The organism is Curtobacterium sp. MCBA15_008 (genome assembly GCF_001865065.1).
In the GTDB taxonomy this organism is placed as follows: Bacteria; Actinomycetota; Actinomycetes; order Actinomycetales; family Microbacteriaceae; genus Curtobacterium.
Genome location: NZ_MJGN01000034.1, coordinates 200,141 through 218,169, shown reverse-complemented (window position 1 = coordinate 218,169; position 18,029 = coordinate 200,141). Strand labels below are relative to the sequence as shown.

The following is an 18,029-nucleotide window of genomic DNA, read 5'->3' as shown; positions in this document are numbered from 1 at the left end:
CGACGAGCTGAGATAGGGACTGTTGTCGACGGATGTCGAGGTTAGGTCCGGCAAGCCCCACTGCCGGGTCTGACGACACCACCAGTATGCACCAGAAGTCGCTCTCAGCAGCAGTCGCAGGACTCCGCGGGCCGCTCGTCGGTGAGGGCGGTGACGGGCTGCTTGCAGGCGTCCCCGCGCCAGGCTTCGAGTCCTTCGCGGACCGCGAAAACGACCACGACGAGCCCCGCGACCGGGTCAGCCCACGACCATCCGAACAGGGTGTTCAACAGCAGGCCGACCAGCACCGCGGCGGACAGGTAGGAACAGATCAGGGTCTGCTTGGAGTCGGCGACCGCGGACGCTGATCCGAGCTCCTTCCCCGTTCGGCGCTCGAGGAGGCTCAGGAACGGCATGACCGCGAGGCTGACCGCGGCGAGGATGATCCCGACGGTGCTGTGCTCCGGTGATCGGAATCCGGTGAAGGTCAGGACCGCGTCCCCGGTGACGTAGATCGCGAGTCCGAAGAAGGACACCGCGATCACCTTCAACGCGGTGCGTTCGCGCGCTTCGGGGTTGCGGCCGGCGAACTGCCACGCGACCGCGGCCGCGGAGAGGACCTCCACGATCGAATCCAGCCCGAACCCGATCAGCGCCGTCGAGGACGCCACCGACCCGGCGGCGATCGCGACGACGGCCTCGACCACATTGTACGTGATCGTCGCCGCCACGATCCACCGCACCCGGCGCTGCAACAGCAGACGCCTCGCGTCAGAGGACGGCGTGGTGAGCTGCACGGTTGCGCTCATGCGCCGACTCCGCAGCAGAGCGGGACGTCGCAGTCGGCGTCGGTGCACGCGGCGCCGTCATCGACGGCGAGGACGACGTCGACCAGGGCTTCCAGTGCGCGCGTCAGGTGCGGATCTGCGATCTCGTATCGGGTGCTGCGCCCCTCGGGTGCAGCGACCACGATGCCGCAGCCGCGTAGACATGCCAGGTGGTTCGACACGTTCGTCCGGGTGAGTTCGAGCTCACTCGCCAGCCGAGCCGGGTAGCCGGGACCGTCGAGGAGCCGGACCAGGATGCGCGCCCGGGTGGGGTCGGCGAGAGCCCGCCCGACCCGGTTCATGGCGTCGAGCCGAGAAGCTATGGTCAGCATGAGGTGACTATACAGTCGCCGCTGACGCGTCATGTTCGGTGGAGGATCGGACGCTGCACGAGATGTCGCCTTCGCGTGCGTTATGCCTTGACCAGGTAGCCCGCCGCGTGCAGGATGAATAACTAGGAGGTGCTAATACGTATTAGCTCAATAGTCTCCAGACTCGATGGTCTCCAGACTCGATGGTCTCCAGAGAGGAAGGCTCCAAGCGACATGTTTCGACCACTTCAACGCATCAGCGTGATCGCGGCGGCAGCGATATCGGGGGCGCTGGTTCTCGCGACCGTGACCGCGACAGCGAGCTCGGCCGATACCAGCCAGTACCACGAGACGTACCGGCCCCAGTTCCACTACTCACTACCGTCCGGCTGGATCGGGGACCCGAACGGCCTCGTCTACGACGACGGGCTCTACTACCTGTTCAGCTACGGCACGTGGGAGGGAGCAGTGAGCAAAGACCTGGTCCACTGGGAGAACATCCCGGTGAAGGGGCCTGAGCCAGACCCGGGTAGCAACGCGTTCTTCAGCGGGGGAGCGGTTGTCGACAACGGCAACACCAGCGGCTTCGGAACCAAGAAGAACCCAGCCATGGTGGCGTTCTACACCAGCGTCCAGGCCGGAACCGGCATCCAGTCGCAGTCGCTGGCATACAGCACCGATCACGGCCGCACGTGGACGCGGTACGCCGGCAATCCGGTCCTCGACCTCCAGTCGACGAACTTCCGCGACCCGAAGGTGTTCTGGTACGCGCCGAAGAAGGAGTGGGTGATGGCGGTCACCCTCTCCGATCAGTACAAAATCGCCTTCTACACGTCGAAGGACCTGAAGTCGTGGACACACGCCAGCGACTTCGGTCCGCGCGGCGCAACCAGCGGCGTCTGGGAGATGCCCGACCTCTACGCACTGCCCGTGGATGGCAACAAGCGGCAGATCAAGTGGGTGCTCAGCGTCAGTGTCGGCAGCACAGGTGTCCAGTACTTCACCGGGCAGTTCGACGGTACATCGTTCACCCCGGATGGCCCGGCGACCTACACCGCTCCAGCCGGCGCGACAGTGGCCGACTTCGAGTCGGGAACCTACGCGGGCTGGACCGCGACCGGCTCCGCGTTCGGCGCGGCACCCGCAGCCGGTGCCCTCCCTGACCAGCAGGCCGTCGCAGGCTTCCAGGACAAGTACCTCGTTGACAGCTACAACGGGGGTGACGGAGCAACCGGGACGCTCACCTCGGCACCGTTCACGCTCAACAAAGCGCGCCTGAACTTCCTCGTCGGCGGAGGCAACAACCCCGCTATCCCAGGCTCCGTTCCAGCAGGGACGGTTCCGAGCGGATCTGTCCTCGCTGACTTCGCCGGCCCCACCTACGGTGAGGGTTGGACCGCGACCGGTTCCTTCATCGGCGCCGGGCCGACAAAGGAATCACTGCCGAACCAGATCGGCAGCTCGGTGCTGGACACGTTCACCCCGGATGGGGATGCCGGGACCGGCACGGTCACGTCGCCGACGTTCACGGTCACGAAGCCCTACATCGACCTGCAGATCGCCGGCGGCGACCACCCGTGGGGACAGGCGAACCCCACGGCCGTCAACCTGATCGTTGACGGCAAGGTCGTGCAGTCAGTCACCGGCGACGGCACCGGGACGCTTCGATGGGCAAGCCTCGACGCCACGGCGTACCAAGGCAAGGACGCGCAGATTCAGGTTGTCGACGACAACGACGGCACGGGCGGCTGGGGTCACCTCATGGTTGGGCAGATCATCGCCGCGCACCAGAAAGCCGCTCCCTGGGACACGCAGACCACGGTGAACCTCCTCGTCGACGGGAAGGCTGTTCGCACTGCGACCGGTGCAAACAGCGAGACGCTGGATTGGACGTCGTGGAACATCGCCGACCTGCGCGGCAGGCAAGCGCAGCTCCAGATCGTTGACAACGCCACCGGCGGATGGGGCCACATCCTCGCCGACGGGTTCTCGCAGAGCGATGCGCCGGCATTGACCCGGTACCAGCGTGCCAACTGGTTGGACTACGGGGCTGACTTCTACGCGGAGAACACGTGGGAGAACGCCCCCAACGGGGAGCGCATCGCCATCGCCTGGATGAACAACTGGGCGTACGCCTCAAACGTGCCGACGTCCCCATGGCAGGGCGCCGAGACGTTCCCGCGCGCCCTGTCACTGCGGACCATCGATGGGAAGCTCAAGATCGTCGAACAGCCCGTCGACGGTATCGACAAGCTGCACGCGGGTCGTCCTGCGCGGGTGAAGAACGTCTCTGTCGCGAACACGACGACAGCGCTCCCGGTGACAGGCCAGACTCTCGATGTGCAGGCCCACCTCACCGCAGGTTCGGCGAAGACCTTCGGCCTCAACGTGCGAACTGGTGCCGGACAGTACACGCAGGTTGGGTACGACACGAGCACCGGAACGGTGTTCATCGATCGCACCCGCTCTGGGAACGTGGCCTTCAGCAGCGCGTTCGCATCACGCAGCGATGCGCCGCTGCAGTTGACCCGCGGTGGCTTGGATCTACGGATCCTGGTTGACGCCTCTTCGATCGAGGTGTTCGGCGCGAACGGCCAAGTGGTCCTCACCGACCAGATCTTCCCGGACTCGACCAGCACCGGTGTCAGCGCTTTCGCTACGGGTGGTACAGCCCGCGTCGACGACCTCCGAGCCTGGAACCTCAAGTCGATCTGGAAGTAGCGCAACGAACGAAGTGCGCCTGCCCGCGATCCGGGGCAGGCGCACTTCGTCGATGCTGGCGCTAGCGAGTACTGACCGTCAGACGATCAAGGGTGAACGCGCCGTCCTGCGCGAAGACACCGACGCGCCCCGCGGGGCGATCGTAGAGACGCGTGCTCAACGCGACGGCCCCGTCGACGATGGCGACACAGATGTCCCCGTCCAACTGCACCTCGAGGTGATGCGCGCCTGGGGCGAGCTCCACCGGGCGCTCGAGCTCGACGGCGTGCGGAACGTCGCCGAGGATCTGCCACTGCTCGGTGCCAGTGCTGCCGCGCGGCCAGCGGTCCAGCACGAGCCAGTTCCGATCCGGCTCGAAGCGCAGGGCGTAGCCCTCTTCGCCGTCGTCGCTGGTACGCAGGAGTACGCCGAACGACCTGGTGTCTGCGTCGAGTGTCAGGTCCACCGCCAGGAGCGCCTCGGTCGGGAGCTCGGGCCCGACCCAGGACGCGTACCGGGTCGCTGCGCCAGCGCCCACGGTCGCTGCAGCACCGTTGACCGGTTCGAGGTGTGCCGTGAGATCGATCTCCTCGGTGTATGCCGCCTTGATGCCGTCGGGGAGGTCGAACCGCAGCGACCCGTCCGTCCGCTGGTGGGCTTGCAGTGTGGCCATGGTCCCGGCCCACTGCCACGCGCCGCCATCCCGCTGGTCTTCCTTGGACGCGATCCACCCGACGAAGTACCGCTGGTCGTCGAGTGCGACGGTCTTCGCGGCGTAGAAGGCTCGGCCGTCGACGGTGTCATCAGCCGGCGCAAACCATGGGCCGTCCGGTGACTTCGCGATGCGGTAGCGGGTGCAGAACGCGTCGGAGAACTCCGAGTACACGAGGTACCACCACTCGCCCCACTGGAACACGTCAGGGCACTCCTGGGTGATGAAGCGGTGTGGTTCCCAGATGGGGTCAGCGTCTCGCCAGGTGATGAGGTCGTCAGACTCGAGCCGTGCCACGACGCCGGAACGCCGATACGGCTCGTCCGGTCGCCGAGTGGCGAGGAGCATCTGCCAGGGCCGGTCGGCATTGGGACGGAAGACGAAAGGGTCTCGCCAGTCTTCGGGGGAGTAGCCAGCGAGTGCGGGGAAGTCCCACTCGGGATGCTTGGTCCAGTCGGTCAAATCACCGGATGACGTCGCGTGCGCGACAACCTGCGCGTCCTTGAAGCCGCCATCGGGTCCGGTCTTGATACGGGGATTGTGCCCCGTGTAGAACAAGTGCAGCGTTCCCTCCTCATCACGAACAACGCTGCCGGTGTAGCAGTCAAAGTCGCTCGCGTCGGGGCCGCCGGAGGGCAGTACCACGCCCTTGTCGGTGAAGGTGACGAAGTCGGTTGTGGTCACGACCGCCCAGGGCATGCCCGTTGCTCGCTTGAGCGGCGGAGCGTCCGGCCGTTCGTCGAGCAGGTAGAACAACCACGCGGTGCCTTCGTGTTCAAACGGGATGACGTCGCCGACGTAGCCGTTCGGGGGCCGGAAATGGGTGCTGGACGGGAGCGTCATTCAAGTTCCTTCGGGTCGTGGGGCCGCAAGCGAGCTGCGGGCGACGTATTCGCAGGGCACGAGGTGTCGGCCGGGCTGTTCCGCCTCCGCTAGCAGCAGAGTTCCGGCTTCAAAGCCCATCTGCTGGTGCGGCAGCGCGACGGTGGTGAGCGGTGGGTGCATCTGGTCGGCGAGGTCGGGTTGGTCGTCGAAGCCGACGATGCTGATGTCCTCCGGGCATCGCATTCCCAGTGCCTGAGCAGCCATCAGAGCGCCGACCGCCATGCGGTCGTTTCCGCAGATGATCGCCGTCGGACGGATGGCCACGTCGTCGAGGGCCTCGACCGCGAGGTCATAGCCGGATCCCACCTGGAAGGTGCCGAACGTGATCCTGATCTGTGTCGACGGGATGCCCGCGTCGGCGGCGGCGCGCTCGAGTCCGCGCTTTCGTTCTTGGCAGGCGTAGTCGTCCTCAGGGCCGCCGAGGAAGGCGACGGTGGTGTGGCCGGCTGCGAAGACGGCGGCGGCGACGTCGTACCCGCCCTGGTACTCGTCGGCGAGCACGGTGACTGCGGATGCGTCCTCGGGTGGGAAGCAGTTGACGAAGACCGTTGGGACCGCGTCGAGTCCGGCAACCGGGGTGACGTACTCGGGCCCGGGCGCTGCGTAGACCAGGCCAGCGACTCCTTGCTGAACGAGGTTCTCGACGGCAGCTTTGCCTCCGTCGGACGTCTGCGCGGTCTCGACCACGAAGCACACGTATCCGGCCTCCTGCACGGCCTGCTGCACGCCGAGCACGATGTGACCCGCGTAGGGCTGGGAGACAAGCCGATCGGCGATCACACCAACTGTGTAGGACCGATTCGATCGCAGCGACTGCGCCGCCCGGTTGGGCTGGAAGTTCAGCTCCTTCGCGGCCTCGAGGACACGAGTGCGCGTCTCGGCAGCGATTGAAACGTCCCGGCGATCGTTAAGGACGAACGACACCGTCGGCTGGGACACGCCAGCGTGGCGCGCGACGTCCTTCATGGTGACGCGCTGTGACTGCGTTGTGCGCTTGCGGTTCGCCATTGAGCCTCCTCCGTTGCCATCATCATGCCAGAAGCAAATACGTATTGCGTCCGCTCCGCATGCTGTGTACGCTCGCCCTGCAAATACGTATTGGTTCCACATCGCGGGACCACGATCGCTCAGAGAGGAGCGACCCATGGCGAACGGATTCAGCACCCCGATCGACCGGCGCACGCTGTTCAAGTTCGGTGGGGCCGGGCTCGCCCTGGCCGGCATCGGATCGCTGGCAGCGTGCTCCACCACCGGGGGCGGAGGCAGCGGCTCCGGCACGGTGAAGATGCTCTACTTCGGTGAGCAGAGCGCGGCCACGGCCCTGCAGAAGGCCATCGAGCCCAAGATCAAGCAGCTGGACAAGAAGGCGAGCCTGCAGGTCACCGCGGTCAACGGCACGGACTGGAACGACTTCCTCGCGAAGGTGCTCACCCAGATCGCCTCGGGCGACGTGCCGGACATCGTCAGCGTCGCGACCGAGGGGCAGCAACTGCTGGCGTCGAAGAACCTCCTCACCCCGCTCGACGACTACGTCACGAAGAACCTGTCGGACCTGCACACGTACTTCACCGGAGCGCACCCGGTGCTGCTCGAGTCGACGATGTACCAGGGACACCTCTACACGCTGCCCGACAGCTTCAACGCGGGCAGCATGTTCTACTCGACCGCCCTGTTCGACAAGGCCGGCCTGTCCCGCCCGACGAGCAAGTGGTCGATGGACGACTTCCACTCCTCCGCCGAGGGGCTCGCGAAGGTGGGAGGCGGCACGTACGCCTTCGACTGGGTGGTGCGCCTCTGGGGCAGCTGGACCTCGTTCCTCTACGCGAACGACGGGAACCTGCTCGAGGAGGGCAAGTACTCCGGCGGCGACTGGTTGTGGAAGAGCAAGGCGTTCTCCGACAACCCGATCGGCGTCTCCGGGCGCAAGGGTGGCTGGAAGTGGGGTGACCCCACGGCGAACTCCGACGCTGCCGTCGAGGCACTCCAGTACGTCATCGACCTGCAGAAGTCCGGCGCATCGCCCTCGCCCGACGTCGGCGGTGGCGCAACGCTGCAGGGCCTGATGGCATCCGGCCGCATCGGCATGACCATCGGCGGTGGCTTCTGGGCCGGCGGGCTCCACAACGCCGGGATGAAGAACGGCAGCTTCGACGTCGTCGAGTTCCCGACGTGGAAGAGCAACAAGTCGCTCTTCGGCGCGGGCGGCTACGGCATCTTCAACTCCTCCAAGAACAAGGACCTCGCGTTCGAGGTCATCAAGGTCATGGTGCAGCCGGAGAGCTTCGACTCCCTCTGGCCGGGCAACGTCACCACCCCGGCGCAGAAGTCGCTGATGACCGCCGACCGGTACAAGACGACGGGCCCGGAGCACTGGTCGGTCTTCTACGACCAGCTCGACAACTCGGTGCCCATCTCCGCACCGCCGTACTACAACGCCCTGGCGACGGCGCTCAACCAGCGCACCACGCAGGCGATCTCCTCCGGGAACGCGAAGAAGGCGCTCGACGGCCTGCAGGCCGACATCGAGAAGGCAGCCTCGCAGGCCTCGTGATGACAGCAGCCACAGGAACACCCATCCGGCGGGCTGCCGAGGTCGCAGCCCGCCGGCCGGCCGCCAAGCGCGCCCGCCGCCGTGAGTCCACGTTCGGCTTCCTGATGATCGGGCTCGCGGTGGTCTTCGTCGCCGTGTTCACCCTCATCCCCATCCTCGCCTCGCTCGGGCTGTCGTTCACCTCGTGGGACGTCATCAGCAGCCCGAAGTGGGTCGGGTTCGACAACTACACGCGGCTCTTCACCGACGGGCCAGTCCTCGCGTCGTTCGGTGTGACCGTGGCTCTCGCGATCGCGATCGTCGTGCTGCAAATCTCGCTCGGCCTGCTCCTGGCGGTGCTGGCGAACAACCGAAAGCACAACACCACGCGTGTGTTCTTCCGTACGTCGTTCTACCTGCCCCTGCTGGCCTCGACGGCGGCGGTGTCGATCTTCATGGGCTACATCTTCGACACGAAGTTCGGCCTCATCAACTACTACCTGAACGAGATCGGACTACCCGGCGCGCACTGGTTGAACGATCCCTTCTGGGCGAAGGTCACGGTCGTGATGGTGGTCGTCTGGCAGCAGGTCGGCTTCACCTTCGTGCTCTTCGTCGCCGCACTGCTCGCGGTACCCGTCGACGTGCAAGAAGCTGCAGCGATCGACGGTGCGGGGCCCTGGCGGACCCTGTTCCGGATCAAGATCCCGCTCATCAGCCCCACGATCCTGTTCGCGACCGTGATCGCGATGATCAACGCAATGCAGCTGTTCGACCAGCCATTCATCATGACCAAGGGCGGCCCCGGCACCGCGACGACGACCGCCACGATCTCCATGTACCAGGCCGGGTTCCAGAACCTGCAGTTCGGGTTCGCCTCCGCCATCGCGATCCTGCTGCTGGTGATCATCGGCATCATCACCGGGATCCAGTTCATCGCCGCACGAAAGCTGGTGTTCTACCAATGACGACCACTGACACCCTCAACCCGCTGCATGCTCCGGAGACGGTCGCGCAGCCCGCCGTCAGTCATATCGTTCGGCGCCGGAAGCCGGTGGCAAAGGTCGGCAGCATCCTCGGCATGATCATCCTGATCATCGCCGCCGTGTTCGCGCTCGGACCGCTGCTCTGGACGCTGACCACATCGCTGCGCACCCCGGCGGAGTCGTTCAACAACCCTCCGCAGTGGTTGCCCCTGTCCTGGGACTTCAGCAACTACGCGGCGGTGTTCAACCAGATTCCGATCGGGCAGTTCTTCGTCAACAGCGTCCTGGTGACACTGCTCATCGTCGTCGGTCAGACCATCACGTGCACCTTGTCCGGGTACGCCTTCGCGATGATCAGCTTCCCGGGGAAGAACACCATCTTCGGGATCTTCCTCGCCACGATGATGGTGCCGATCCAGACGATCATCATCCCGGTGTTCGTCATCCTGAAGGACATGGGGCTGACCGGCTCCATCGCGTCGCTCATCGTCCCTGCGCTCGGCAGTGCGTTCGGCACCTTCCTAATGCGGCAGTACTTCATGCAGATGCCGAAGGAACTCGGGGAGGCGGCCCGCATCGACGGTGCCAGCCAGTTCGGGGTGTTCTGGCACGTTTACTCGCGGATGGCGAGCCCGGCGATCGCGACGCTCGCGATCCTGAACTTCTCCGGCTTCTGGGCCGAGTACTACCGGCCGCTGATCTTCCTCAACCAGCAGGACACGTTCACTCTCCCGCTCGGGCTCGTCGGACTCCAGGGCAACCTCGGCACCGGATCGATCTCCGTCGTCCTCGCCGGCGTCGTGCTCACCATGATCCCGAGCGTCCTGCTGTTCATCTTCGCCCAGCGGTACTTCATTGAAGGCGTCACGGCGGGATCATCCCGATGACCGACCTTCACGCCCTGCCGACAGCACTCCAGGAAGCCGCACTCGCCGTGACCGCAGCCGACCACCACCTCCCGCAGTTCCACGTCCGACTCCCTCGCGGGTATGTCAACGACCCGAACGGCCCGATCGACATCGGCGGGCAGGCGCACCTGTACTTCCAGTCGCGGCCCAAGGTCGACCTCGAGATCCCGGTCGAGTGGGGACACGCCACCAGCGACGACCTGGTGCACTGGACCCTCCACCGCCCCGCCATTGTCCCCGTCCCCGGTGGCGCCGACTCCGGTGGCGCTTGGTCCGGCAACACGGTCCTGCACGACGGGGTCGTCCGCGCCTACTACTCCGGGAAAGTGGATCACAGCCCGTTCCAGTCGGTGCTCCTCGCCGAGTCCACGGACGGCGGGACCACCTACGGCGCCCCCGTGCAGGTCGTCGCAGACCCGTCCACGGACGAGGCGATCACCATGTTCCGCGACCCGTTCGTCTGGCAGACAGACGACGGCTGGTCGATGGCGGTCGGAGCGGCGGCCAGGAACCAGACCGCGTCCGTCCGCCACTACCGATCGACGGACGGCATCAGCTGGACGTACGTCGGCGATCTGGTGTCGATGGCACGCGACACGGTCAACGGCATTGACACCGGTGAGGGGTGGGAGTGCCCGCAGATCCTCACCGTCGACGGCACCGAGATTGCGATCGTGGCGTCCTGGTCCCATGCCGACGGCCCGGGTGACGTCGTCGCGATCCCGCTGACCGGGTCTCCTTCGCCGTTCAAGGTCGACGACGGGCAGCATTTCTACGCGGCTTCCGTGATGCGGACCAGCTCCTGGGGGCCGGTGCTCTTCGGGTGGGTCACAGAGGGCCGGACCGAGCAGTGGACCGAGCAGGCAGGTTGGTCCGGAGCGATCTCCCTGCCGCGCCGGGCGTGGATCACGAACGGTCGACTCGGCACCGAACCCCACCCCGCAATCGACGCCCTCCGCGCCGGCAGCTCGCAGGCTGCGCACGGTGCTCGCATCGGCGCGCAAGCCGAAATCGTGCTGCCTGTCGCCGTCACCGGCTGCATCCGGCTGCGCTTCTCCGAGACCGAATACTTCGACATCACGATCGACGTCGACGCTGGCACGCTCACCATCGACCGGGCACATGCCAGCACAGACCACCGCGCTGACCCGAGCCCCGCGGTGATTCGTGCTCCCTTCGACCGGACCGCGGACCGACCTGCAGTGCGAGTACTGCTTGACGGATCGGTCGTCGAACTGTTCACCAGCGCCGGACGCTCCATCACCACCCGCGTCTACCCGACGCAAGCACCGCCGTGGAGCGTGGAAGCCCCGAACCAAGCGTTGGTGTGGGATCTCGAGCCCACCGTCACGACCATTGCGGCTCCCGCCGCCGACGTCACCGCTGGATCCGCGCGATCTGACTGAGCGGCGCCGACAGGTCCACCGGCACCAACTCGTCCCGATCATCGAAGGAGATGACTGTGCATCGAATCACCGTTGCGGGAGAAGCGCTCGTCGACATCGTCCACGACGACGCCACGCGGGAGATCCCCGGAGGAAGCCCCGCGAACGTCGCCCTCGGTCTCGGACGGCTCGGCGCGCCGGTCGAATTCGCCACATGGCTCGGTGATGACGTGCGCGGCCACCAGATCGCAGATCACCTCGACGCGTCAGAGGTCGGGCTGGTTCCCGGCGTCTTCGGGGCCACGAGAACCCCGGCGGCGACAGTCCGGCTCACTCCCGACGGCCAGCCCACGTACGAGTTCGACATCGAATGGGACCTGCCGCACCTACCGCAAACGCCGCGATGGCTGCACATCGGATCGATCGGCGCATTCCTGCAGCCGGGAGCGGGCAAAGTGCGAGAGCTCGTCCAGCGCACCGCAGCCGCCGGCGGCATCGTCTCGTTCGATCCGAACATCCGGCCCGCGCTCCTCGGAGACGCGGCCGCTGAGCGGGTCTGGTTCGAGCACCTCGCGGCAGAAGCCACTGTGCTGAAACTCTCCGACGAGGACGCCGCCTGGCTCTACCCAGGCGACAGCGTCGACGTCGTCCTCGACCGTCTCCTCGAGCTCGGCGTGACGCTGGCCGTCATCACCACCGGTGCCGCCGGCGCAACGCTTGCGACCACCCGAGAGCGGGTTGCCGTGCCCAGCAAACGCGTCGACGTCGTCGACACGGTCGGCGCCGGAGACACCTACATGGCCACCCTCATCTGGCAACTTCAGGACACCATCGTCACCCTCGATGCCTTGGACTCCAGCGCTTTGGAACGACTCGGCCAGATCAGCGCCAGCGCCGCGGCGATCACAGTGAGCCGTCGTGGTGCGGACCTACCAACCGCTAGTGACGTGCTCGCAGCGCTTGGAGAACCCACCAGATGAGCGCCCCGTCCGTTCCGCGCGGGACGACGCGGCAGAAGCGCCCCGAAGCCGGAACGATGTCACTCGGACAGCACCTCAACGAGCTCCGGAAACGGCTCTTCCGCGCGGTGCTCGCCATCGCAATCTGCGCAGTCATCGGCTGGTTCCTCACACCGTTCGTGCTCGACCAACTCCGCGCACCCGTCACCGAGCTCGCAGACGCCGGCGGCGGTCACACCGCGGAACTGAACTTCCCTGCCATCAGCGGCGCCTTCGACCTGCGCCTTCAAATCACGATCACGATCGCGGTCGTCATCGCCAGCCCCGTTTGGCTGTACCAAGTCTGGGCGTTCATCGTTCCTGCCCTGGTTCGGAAGGAACGGCTCTACGCAATCGGGTTCCTCGGCTCCGCGATCCCGCTCTTCCTCGGCGGATGCTGGTTCGGCTGGTACGTCCTGCCGCACATCGTGCAGATCCTCGGCAGCTTCGTCGCACACCAGGACACCTCGATCGTCGACGCGAAGGCGTACTACGACTTCGCCGTGAAGCTCGTCCTTGCCGTCGGTATCGCGTTCGTCTTGCCGGTGTTCCTCGTCCTGCTCAACTTCGTCGGCGTCCTCACCGCGAAAGCGATCCTCGGTGCCTGGCGCATCGCCGTGCTCTGCATCCTCATCTTCACCGCGCTCGTCACACCATCGGCGGACATCGCATCGATGTTCCTCCTCGCCATTCCGATGGGCGTGCTCTACCTCGCAGCGTGCGCGGTCACTTGGCTGCATGACCGCCGTCTCGCCCGCCGCCTCGCGGCCGCTTCCTCAACCACCCACCCCGTGACGTAGCGTCCGCTTCGCCGCCTGCACACGAAGGACTCATCATGCTCGGCAACCTCACCGGCATCCACCTGCTCATCATCCTCGGCATCGTCGTACTGCTCTTCGGCGCCACCAAGCTGCCCGCCCTGGCAAAGGGGCTCGGGCAGTCGCTCAACATCTTCCGCAGTGAGATCCACGCCGGAGACAACAAGAAGAGCTCCGACCAGGCCAGCGCCCCGGTCGCACACGACGGCACCGTGCCGTCGCACGAGTGAGCTGCTTTTCGGCGAGCTGACGGGTAAGCACCGTGGACGTCGAGAAACTGCTCGTCATCGCCGTCATCGCCGGGTTGTGTCTCGGACCGGCTCGGCTGGCCGCCCACACCAAACAGCTCACCAACTTCCTGCGTCAGCTGCGGGGATGGGCTGACACGACTAAAGCTCAGATCGAGGAGCAGACCGGAGTCGACATCGACTGGTCAGAACTCGACCCGCGCCGTTATGACCCGCGCCGCATCATCCGCGACGCACTCACCCAACCTCCGACACCGCACGAACCCGCCGTTGAACCAACGGTGCTCACCCACACTGCGGAACCAACCAACTATCGAACCGGAGTCAACGATGACGTCTGAATTCCACCGCCGAGCTCTCTTCCAGGGCGCCGGCATCGGCGCCCTGGCGCTGCTCGCCACCGCCGCGCCCGCTGAAGCCGCCCAGGCTGCCACCGCGGGATCCGCCTCCACATCAGCGACCGCAGCGACATCATTCCGCGCGAAGTACCACATGACCCCGCCGTCGGGATGGCTCTCGGACCCGCAGCGACCGGTCTTCACCCGGGGCGCCTACCAGCTGTACTACCTGCACTCCGACGTCGACAACGGGGACGGCGGGTGGGACCACGTCTCCACCACCGACGGCATCAACTTCACCTTCCAGGGCACCGTCATCCCCCTGCAGACCAACCTGCCCACCTGGACCGGTTGCACCCTGATCGACACGAACAACACCGCCGGCTATGGCGCCGGTGCCGTCATCGCCCTCGCCACCCGACCCACCGGAGGGGTGCGAAAGTACCAGGAGCAGTACCTCTTCTACTCCACCGACGGCGGCTTCACCTTCACCGCCCGACCCAACCCCGTCATCGTCAACACCGACGGACGCACCGCAACCACCGACGCGCAGATCTCCAATGCCGAGTGGTTCCGCGACCCCAAGGTCGCGTGGGACGACGCCCGCAACGAATGGGTCTGTGTCATCGGCCGGCAGCGCTACGCGGCGTTCTACACGTCGAAGAACCTCATCGACTGGACCCTGCAGCACAACTTCGACTACCCCGACCACAACCTCGGCGGCATCGAATGCCCCGATCTCTTCCAGATCACAGCAGATGACGGCACCAAGCACTGGGTTCTCAGCGGCAGCATGGACGCCTACAACGAGGGGCTGCCCTGCACGTATGCGTATTGGACCGGCTCCTGGAACGGCACCGCGTACACGGCGGATAACCTCACCCCGCAATGGCTCGACTGGGGATGGGACTGGTACGCGGCAGTCACCTGGCCGGCCAACGAAGCGCCGACAACGAAGCGGTACGGCCTCGGCTGGATGAACAACTGGAAGTACGCCAACCGGCAGGTCCCTACCGACGCATCCGACGGGTACAACGGCCAAAACTCGATCGTCCGCGAGATCACACTCCAGAAGCAGACCGATGGTCATTACACCCTCCTCAGCGCACCGATCGCGGCGCTCAAGGGCACCGCGAAGCGCACCGTGCCGATCGCGAACCAGACCGTCAACGGTTCAGTGGTCTTGCCCTACAACGGCCGCGCGTATGAGATCGAGCTCGACGTCACGTGGACCAACGCCACCAACGTCGGAGTCTCCGTCGGACGCTCGGCGGACGGAGCGCGACACACCAACATCGGCAAGTACGGCAGCGATCTGTACGTGGACAGGGCCCCGTCCGACCGTGCAGGATTCGCATTGGCGCCCTACACGCGGGCTGCAGCGCCCATCGACCCCGCCGCCCGCGCCGTGCACCTTCGCATCCTCGTCGACACGCAGAGCGTTGAGGTGTTCGTCAACGCCGGCTACACGGTCCTGTCCAACCAGGTGAACTTCGACGCCGGCGACACAGGCATCTCGCTGTACTCCGACGGCGGCACCGCAACGTTCTCCAACATCACCATCCGCGAATACGGAAGCTAGCGCGCGCAGGGCGGAAGGCAGCAGCTGCCTTCCGGCCTGCGGCTGCTTCTTCGCTGCCCGCCAGACGATCGGTCACCGGACACCCCACTCGTACACCGCTTCGACCCGTAGTCTCGGCACGTGACAGACCGGTTCTGGCAGCAACGCGATCCGATGGAGGTGCGCAGCCATGATGGGTCGGGGCGAGCGTCTGCCGGGTGGGTGGCCCTCGTACTCGTAGCGCTCTACTCGGCGCTGCTGGCGCTCGTGCTCTCGGTCGCGAACCGTGTCACGGCGGCGGACCTCGCCAGCGCAGGCGCAACACGGCACCCGTTCGACGACCCTCCGGTCCTGGTTGCTCGGGCGGAGTTCATGGTCGGGCTCGTCGGCGTCGCCGCGCTCCCCATCGCCCTCGCCGTGATCGCGCTCGGGTACCGCGGCGTGGTTCGAGGCTGGGTCGCCGGTCGACGAGTTGGCTGGGTGGCGCTCGTCATCGGCGGGGTTGGTCTGCTCCCCGCCCTCTTCGCCTGCCCGTTCGGGATGCTGATCTGCGTGCTCGACGGAGGAGTGATCGCCAGTAGCTGACCATCGAAGCGAGCGAGACTGTCTCGACAGCCGATCCCCTACCGGTCAAAGCCGAGGGCAGGGTTGTCTTCGATGAGCGGCATCTTCGAACTCGTCCACCGCGCGGCGGCACCGGCGTCCGGCTCGACTCGTGCGTGCGTGCGGGACGAGTCGTTCAGTGGCTCGGCATCGAAGTAGACAGCGAAGGCGGTCAACGACGAGGCGTTGGTGCACCCGGCGGCTGGCGGGTTCGGCACTCCGACTGCGCACATCAGCGGGAAGCGGTGGAACGGCGGCGGAGGCTTTATCCGCGCCGTCTTAGACGCCGAGTGACGGCGGGTTCGTGCCCCACCAAGACGGGGCACGAGCCGTCCCGCGCATACCGGTACGGTGAAGTCGAGCCGTCGTCACGCTCCAACGACCTCCCTGGGGGAATTACTTGCACCGCTCTGCCCGAATCCTCGCCGTCGCTGCGCCGCTAGCCCTGATGGTCGCCCTCGCCGGCTGCTCCACTGCCGACAGCGGCAAGCCCGCCGCATCGGCAACCGCGACAGAGACCGCGAAGCCAGCGGAGAAGACCCCGGCGGTCACCATCGGTGACGCCATCGGAGCGGTTAAGGACGGCAAGCCCGTCATCATCACCGACAGCCGCGGCTCCTATCAGAAGATGGCCCTCAACCCGGACGCGGCATTCGCGAAAACCATCCCCTCTGACAACGACGGCACGGCGAAGCAGAGCGGCTTCTCTGATGCAGACATCCTCGACGGACAGAAGTGGGTGTCGGAGTTCATCGTTTCCGAAGCTATCGACAGCACCATCCTCGACGATCACGACGGAAAACGGGACTGGATCGCTGCGCACAAGAACATCCTCGAAGGGGACGTGTTGGCAATCGCGAATGCCTCCCCGGACGAGCTCGCGTTCCTCAACACGCAGAAGCCGACTGACGCGGTGTCCGTGACCTACGCCCGCGACGGTAAACCACGAGCCAAGAACGTGACGGTGAAGCTGAATCAGGTTCGCGGCCTCACTCAGGGCGGAGAGGCATACCTGCTCTTTGACGGCGCCTACGACGTGGCCTACCGGGCGAAGTCCACCGACGTGTACGCCGCCTACGAGGCGAAGGGCTACTCGAAGGACCAGGTGAACAGCACGCTGCCCGACATTCTGTCGAAGGACGAGCTACCCGTCCACGGCACGGCGACCTTCCAATGGGCACTCCACCAGGTGGGCGAAGCGTGGCGGATTGCCGGCGAGCAGTACACCTACGACAACACCTTGACGTAGGACGTGCCGCCTCTCACCGCTCCACGGTCGCCGTCGCGCACCTCGGGGCGGCCCTCGCCGTGCTGGTGCTAGTTCTCCGGCGTCCACGTCTACCTATAGGACAGCCTCACGCTGCGGGCCCGGTGCCCTCCTTCTTCAGAACCTCGGGCGTCGTCCGAGTAGACCCGCGCGTCTTCAGCTTCTCTGAAGCGGCACCAGGACGATGGGCCGCCTTCGGCGGCCGCCCATCTCGCTGAGGCATCTGCTATCGAGAGTCGGTTTCCACACGAACCCTCTGTCCCTCGACCGTGAACTGGCCAGTTGCGCGGACCAGGCCTGACAGTTTCGGGTAGCCCCAGTTGCGGGAGTCGAAGTCCGGCTGCCACTTCCGCGGCAGTTGCCCGACCGTCGCGAGGTTCGCCCAGCCGTCCTCAGACGATGCCGTGTTCACGCTGTTCCGCAGCCCGTCGATGAGACGCGAGTCATCGCGAAGCGAGAGTCCACCGTGCGCCGAAGGCGCCTCGGTGAGAGCGGGCTCGCCGTCCGTGCTTCCGAGGACATCCAGGTAGGTGAACTGGTCGCACGCGTTTCGGAACGATGGTGGCGTCTTGCGTTCTCCGAAGCCGTACACCGTGATCCCCTGCTCGCGGATACGGGAAGCAAGCCGGGTGAAGTCGCTGTCGGATGAGACGATGCAGAACCCTTGGAACCGCCCTGTGTAGAGCAGGTCCATCGCGTCGATGATGAGCGCGCTGTCCGTGGAGTTCTTGACTTTCGTGTGCGCGAACTGCTGCATGGGCTGGATGACGTGCTCGCTCGCCGCGGCTTTCCAGCTGCTGAGCTGCGTCGTCGTCCAGTGGCCGTAGACCCGCTTCACGGAAGCCGTGCCGAAGCGGGCGACCTCCGCGAGGACAGCTCCGATCCGCGACGGGGGAACGTTGTCAGCATCGACGAGAACTGCGAGCAGGTCACTGGTCACAGTCTGGCGACTCGACCAGTCGAAAGAGCCCGA

General features: G+C 65.9%; 17 protein-coding genes. 12 read left to right on the top strand and 5 right to left on the bottom strand.

What is annotated here, in order from left to right:
- Nucleotides 1-104: 104 nt before the first annotated feature.
- Nucleotides 105-788 (bottom strand): cation diffusion facilitator family transporter, encoded by a 684-nt coding sequence (locus tag BIU96_RS13975; protein ID WP_071293204.1) that lies wholly within the window; start codon nt 786-788, stop codon nt 105-107.
- Nucleotides 785-1,138, bottom strand: a complete 354-nt coding sequence (locus BIU96_RS13970; protein ID WP_071293203.1) for a helix-turn-helix transcriptional regulator — start codon at nt 1,136-1,138, stop codon at nt 785-787. Before BIU96_RS13970 ends, BIU96_RS13975 begins: the two co-directional genes overlap by 4 nt.
- A 213-nt stretch (nt 1,139-1,351) precedes the next feature.
- Between BIU96_RS13970 and BIU96_RS13965 the strand changes: the two genes are divergently transcribed.
- The gene (locus tag BIU96_RS13965) at nt 1,352-3,838 is read left to right on the top strand and encodes a GH32 C-terminal domain-containing protein (protein WP_071293202.1); all 2,487 of its coding nucleotides are present in this window, start codon (nt 1,352-1,354) and stop codon (nt 3,836-3,838) included.
- Nucleotides 3,839-3,899: 61 nt separating this feature from the next.
- On the opposite strand, the gene BIU96_RS13960 is transcribed toward BIU96_RS13965, so the two are convergent.
- Nucleotides 3,900-5,372: a glycoside hydrolase family 32 protein gene (locus tag BIU96_RS13960; protein WP_071293201.1), complete on the bottom strand. Its 1,473-nt coding sequence runs from the start codon at nt 5,370-5,372 to the stop codon at nt 3,900-3,902.
- Nucleotides 5,373-6,422: a LacI family DNA-binding transcriptional regulator gene (locus BIU96_RS13955; RefSeq protein WP_071293200.1), complete on the bottom strand. Its 1,050-nt coding sequence runs from the start codon at nt 6,420-6,422 to the stop codon at nt 5,373-5,375.
- A 136-nt stretch (nt 6,423-6,558) separates the two neighbouring features.
- Here BIU96_RS13955 and BIU96_RS13950 point away from each other — a divergent pair, with 136 nt between their 5' ends.
- The 11 genes from BIU96_RS13950 to BIU96_RS13900 all read left to right on the top strand — a co-directional run bounded on the left by BIU96_RS13950 (nt 6,559) and on the right by BIU96_RS13900 (nt 17,038).
- Entirely contained in the window at nt 6,559-7,965 is a 1,407-nt protein-coding gene (locus tag BIU96_RS13950; protein WP_071293199.1) for a sugar ABC transporter substrate-binding protein, read from the top strand.
- Complete coding sequence (locus tag BIU96_RS13945) at nt 7,965-8,912, top strand: carbohydrate ABC transporter permease (RefSeq protein ID WP_083402921.1); 948 nt, start codon at nt 7,965-7,967, stop codon at nt 8,910-8,912. Before BIU96_RS13950 ends, BIU96_RS13945 begins: the two co-directional genes overlap by 1 nt.
- Nucleotides 8,909-9,817, top strand: a complete 909-nt coding sequence (locus BIU96_RS13940; RefSeq protein ID WP_083402920.1) for a carbohydrate ABC transporter permease — start codon at nt 8,909-8,911, stop codon at nt 9,815-9,817. The genes BIU96_RS13945 and BIU96_RS13940 overlap by 4 nt, the downstream gene beginning before the upstream one ends.
- Nucleotides 9,814-11,244, top strand: a complete 1,431-nt coding sequence (locus BIU96_RS13935) for a glycoside hydrolase family 32 protein (RefSeq protein WP_071293197.1) — start codon at nt 9,814-9,816, stop codon at nt 11,242-11,244. Before BIU96_RS13940 ends, BIU96_RS13935 begins: the two co-directional genes overlap by 4 nt.
- Before the next feature lie 50 nt (nt 11,245-11,294).
- Nucleotides 11,295-12,203, top strand: coding sequence for a carbohydrate kinase (locus BIU96_RS13930; RefSeq protein ID WP_071293196.1), 909 nt, complete (start codon nt 11,295-11,297; stop codon nt 12,201-12,203).
- Between the two features lie 56 nt (nt 12,204-12,259).
- Nucleotides 12,260-13,021, top strand: coding sequence for a twin-arginine translocase subunit TatC (gene tatC / locus BIU96_RS13925; protein ID WP_071293195.1), 762 nt, complete (start codon nt 12,260-12,262; stop codon nt 13,019-13,021).
- 35 nt (nt 13,022-13,056) lie between these two features.
- Complete coding sequence (locus tag BIU96_RS20430) at nt 13,057-13,269, top strand: twin-arginine translocase TatA/TatE family subunit (RefSeq protein ID WP_071293194.1); 213 nt, start codon at nt 13,057-13,059, stop codon at nt 13,267-13,269.
- A 32-nt stretch (nt 13,270-13,301) separates the two neighbouring features.
- Complete coding sequence (locus BIU96_RS19525) at nt 13,302-13,628, top strand: preprotein translocase subunit TatA (protein ID WP_139200047.1); 327 nt, start codon at nt 13,302-13,304, stop codon at nt 13,626-13,628.
- Nucleotides 13,618-15,207: a glycoside hydrolase family 32 protein gene (locus BIU96_RS13915; RefSeq protein WP_071293193.1), complete on the top strand. Its 1,590-nt coding sequence runs from the start codon at nt 13,618-13,620 to the stop codon at nt 15,205-15,207. Before BIU96_RS19525 ends, BIU96_RS13915 begins: the two co-directional genes overlap by 11 nt.
- Before the next feature lie 120 nt (nt 15,208-15,327).
- Nucleotides 15,328-15,771: a hypothetical protein gene (locus BIU96_RS13910; protein ID WP_071293192.1), complete on the top strand. Its 444-nt coding sequence runs from the start codon at nt 15,328-15,330 to the stop codon at nt 15,769-15,771.
- Nucleotides 15,772-16,237: 466 nt separating this feature from the next.
- Entirely contained in the window at nt 16,238-17,038 is an 801-nt protein-coding gene (locus tag BIU96_RS13900) for a hypothetical protein (RefSeq protein ID WP_071293190.1), read from the top strand.
- A 244-nt stretch (nt 17,039-17,282) separates the two neighbouring features.
- On the opposite strand, the gene BIU96_RS13895 is transcribed toward BIU96_RS13900, so the two are convergent.
- On the bottom strand, nt 17,283-17,996 hold the full coding sequence (locus tag BIU96_RS13895; protein WP_071293189.1) for an NYN domain-containing protein: 714 nt from the start codon (nt 17,994-17,996) through the stop codon (nt 17,283-17,285).
- Nucleotides 17,997-18,029 lie beyond the last annotated feature (33 nt).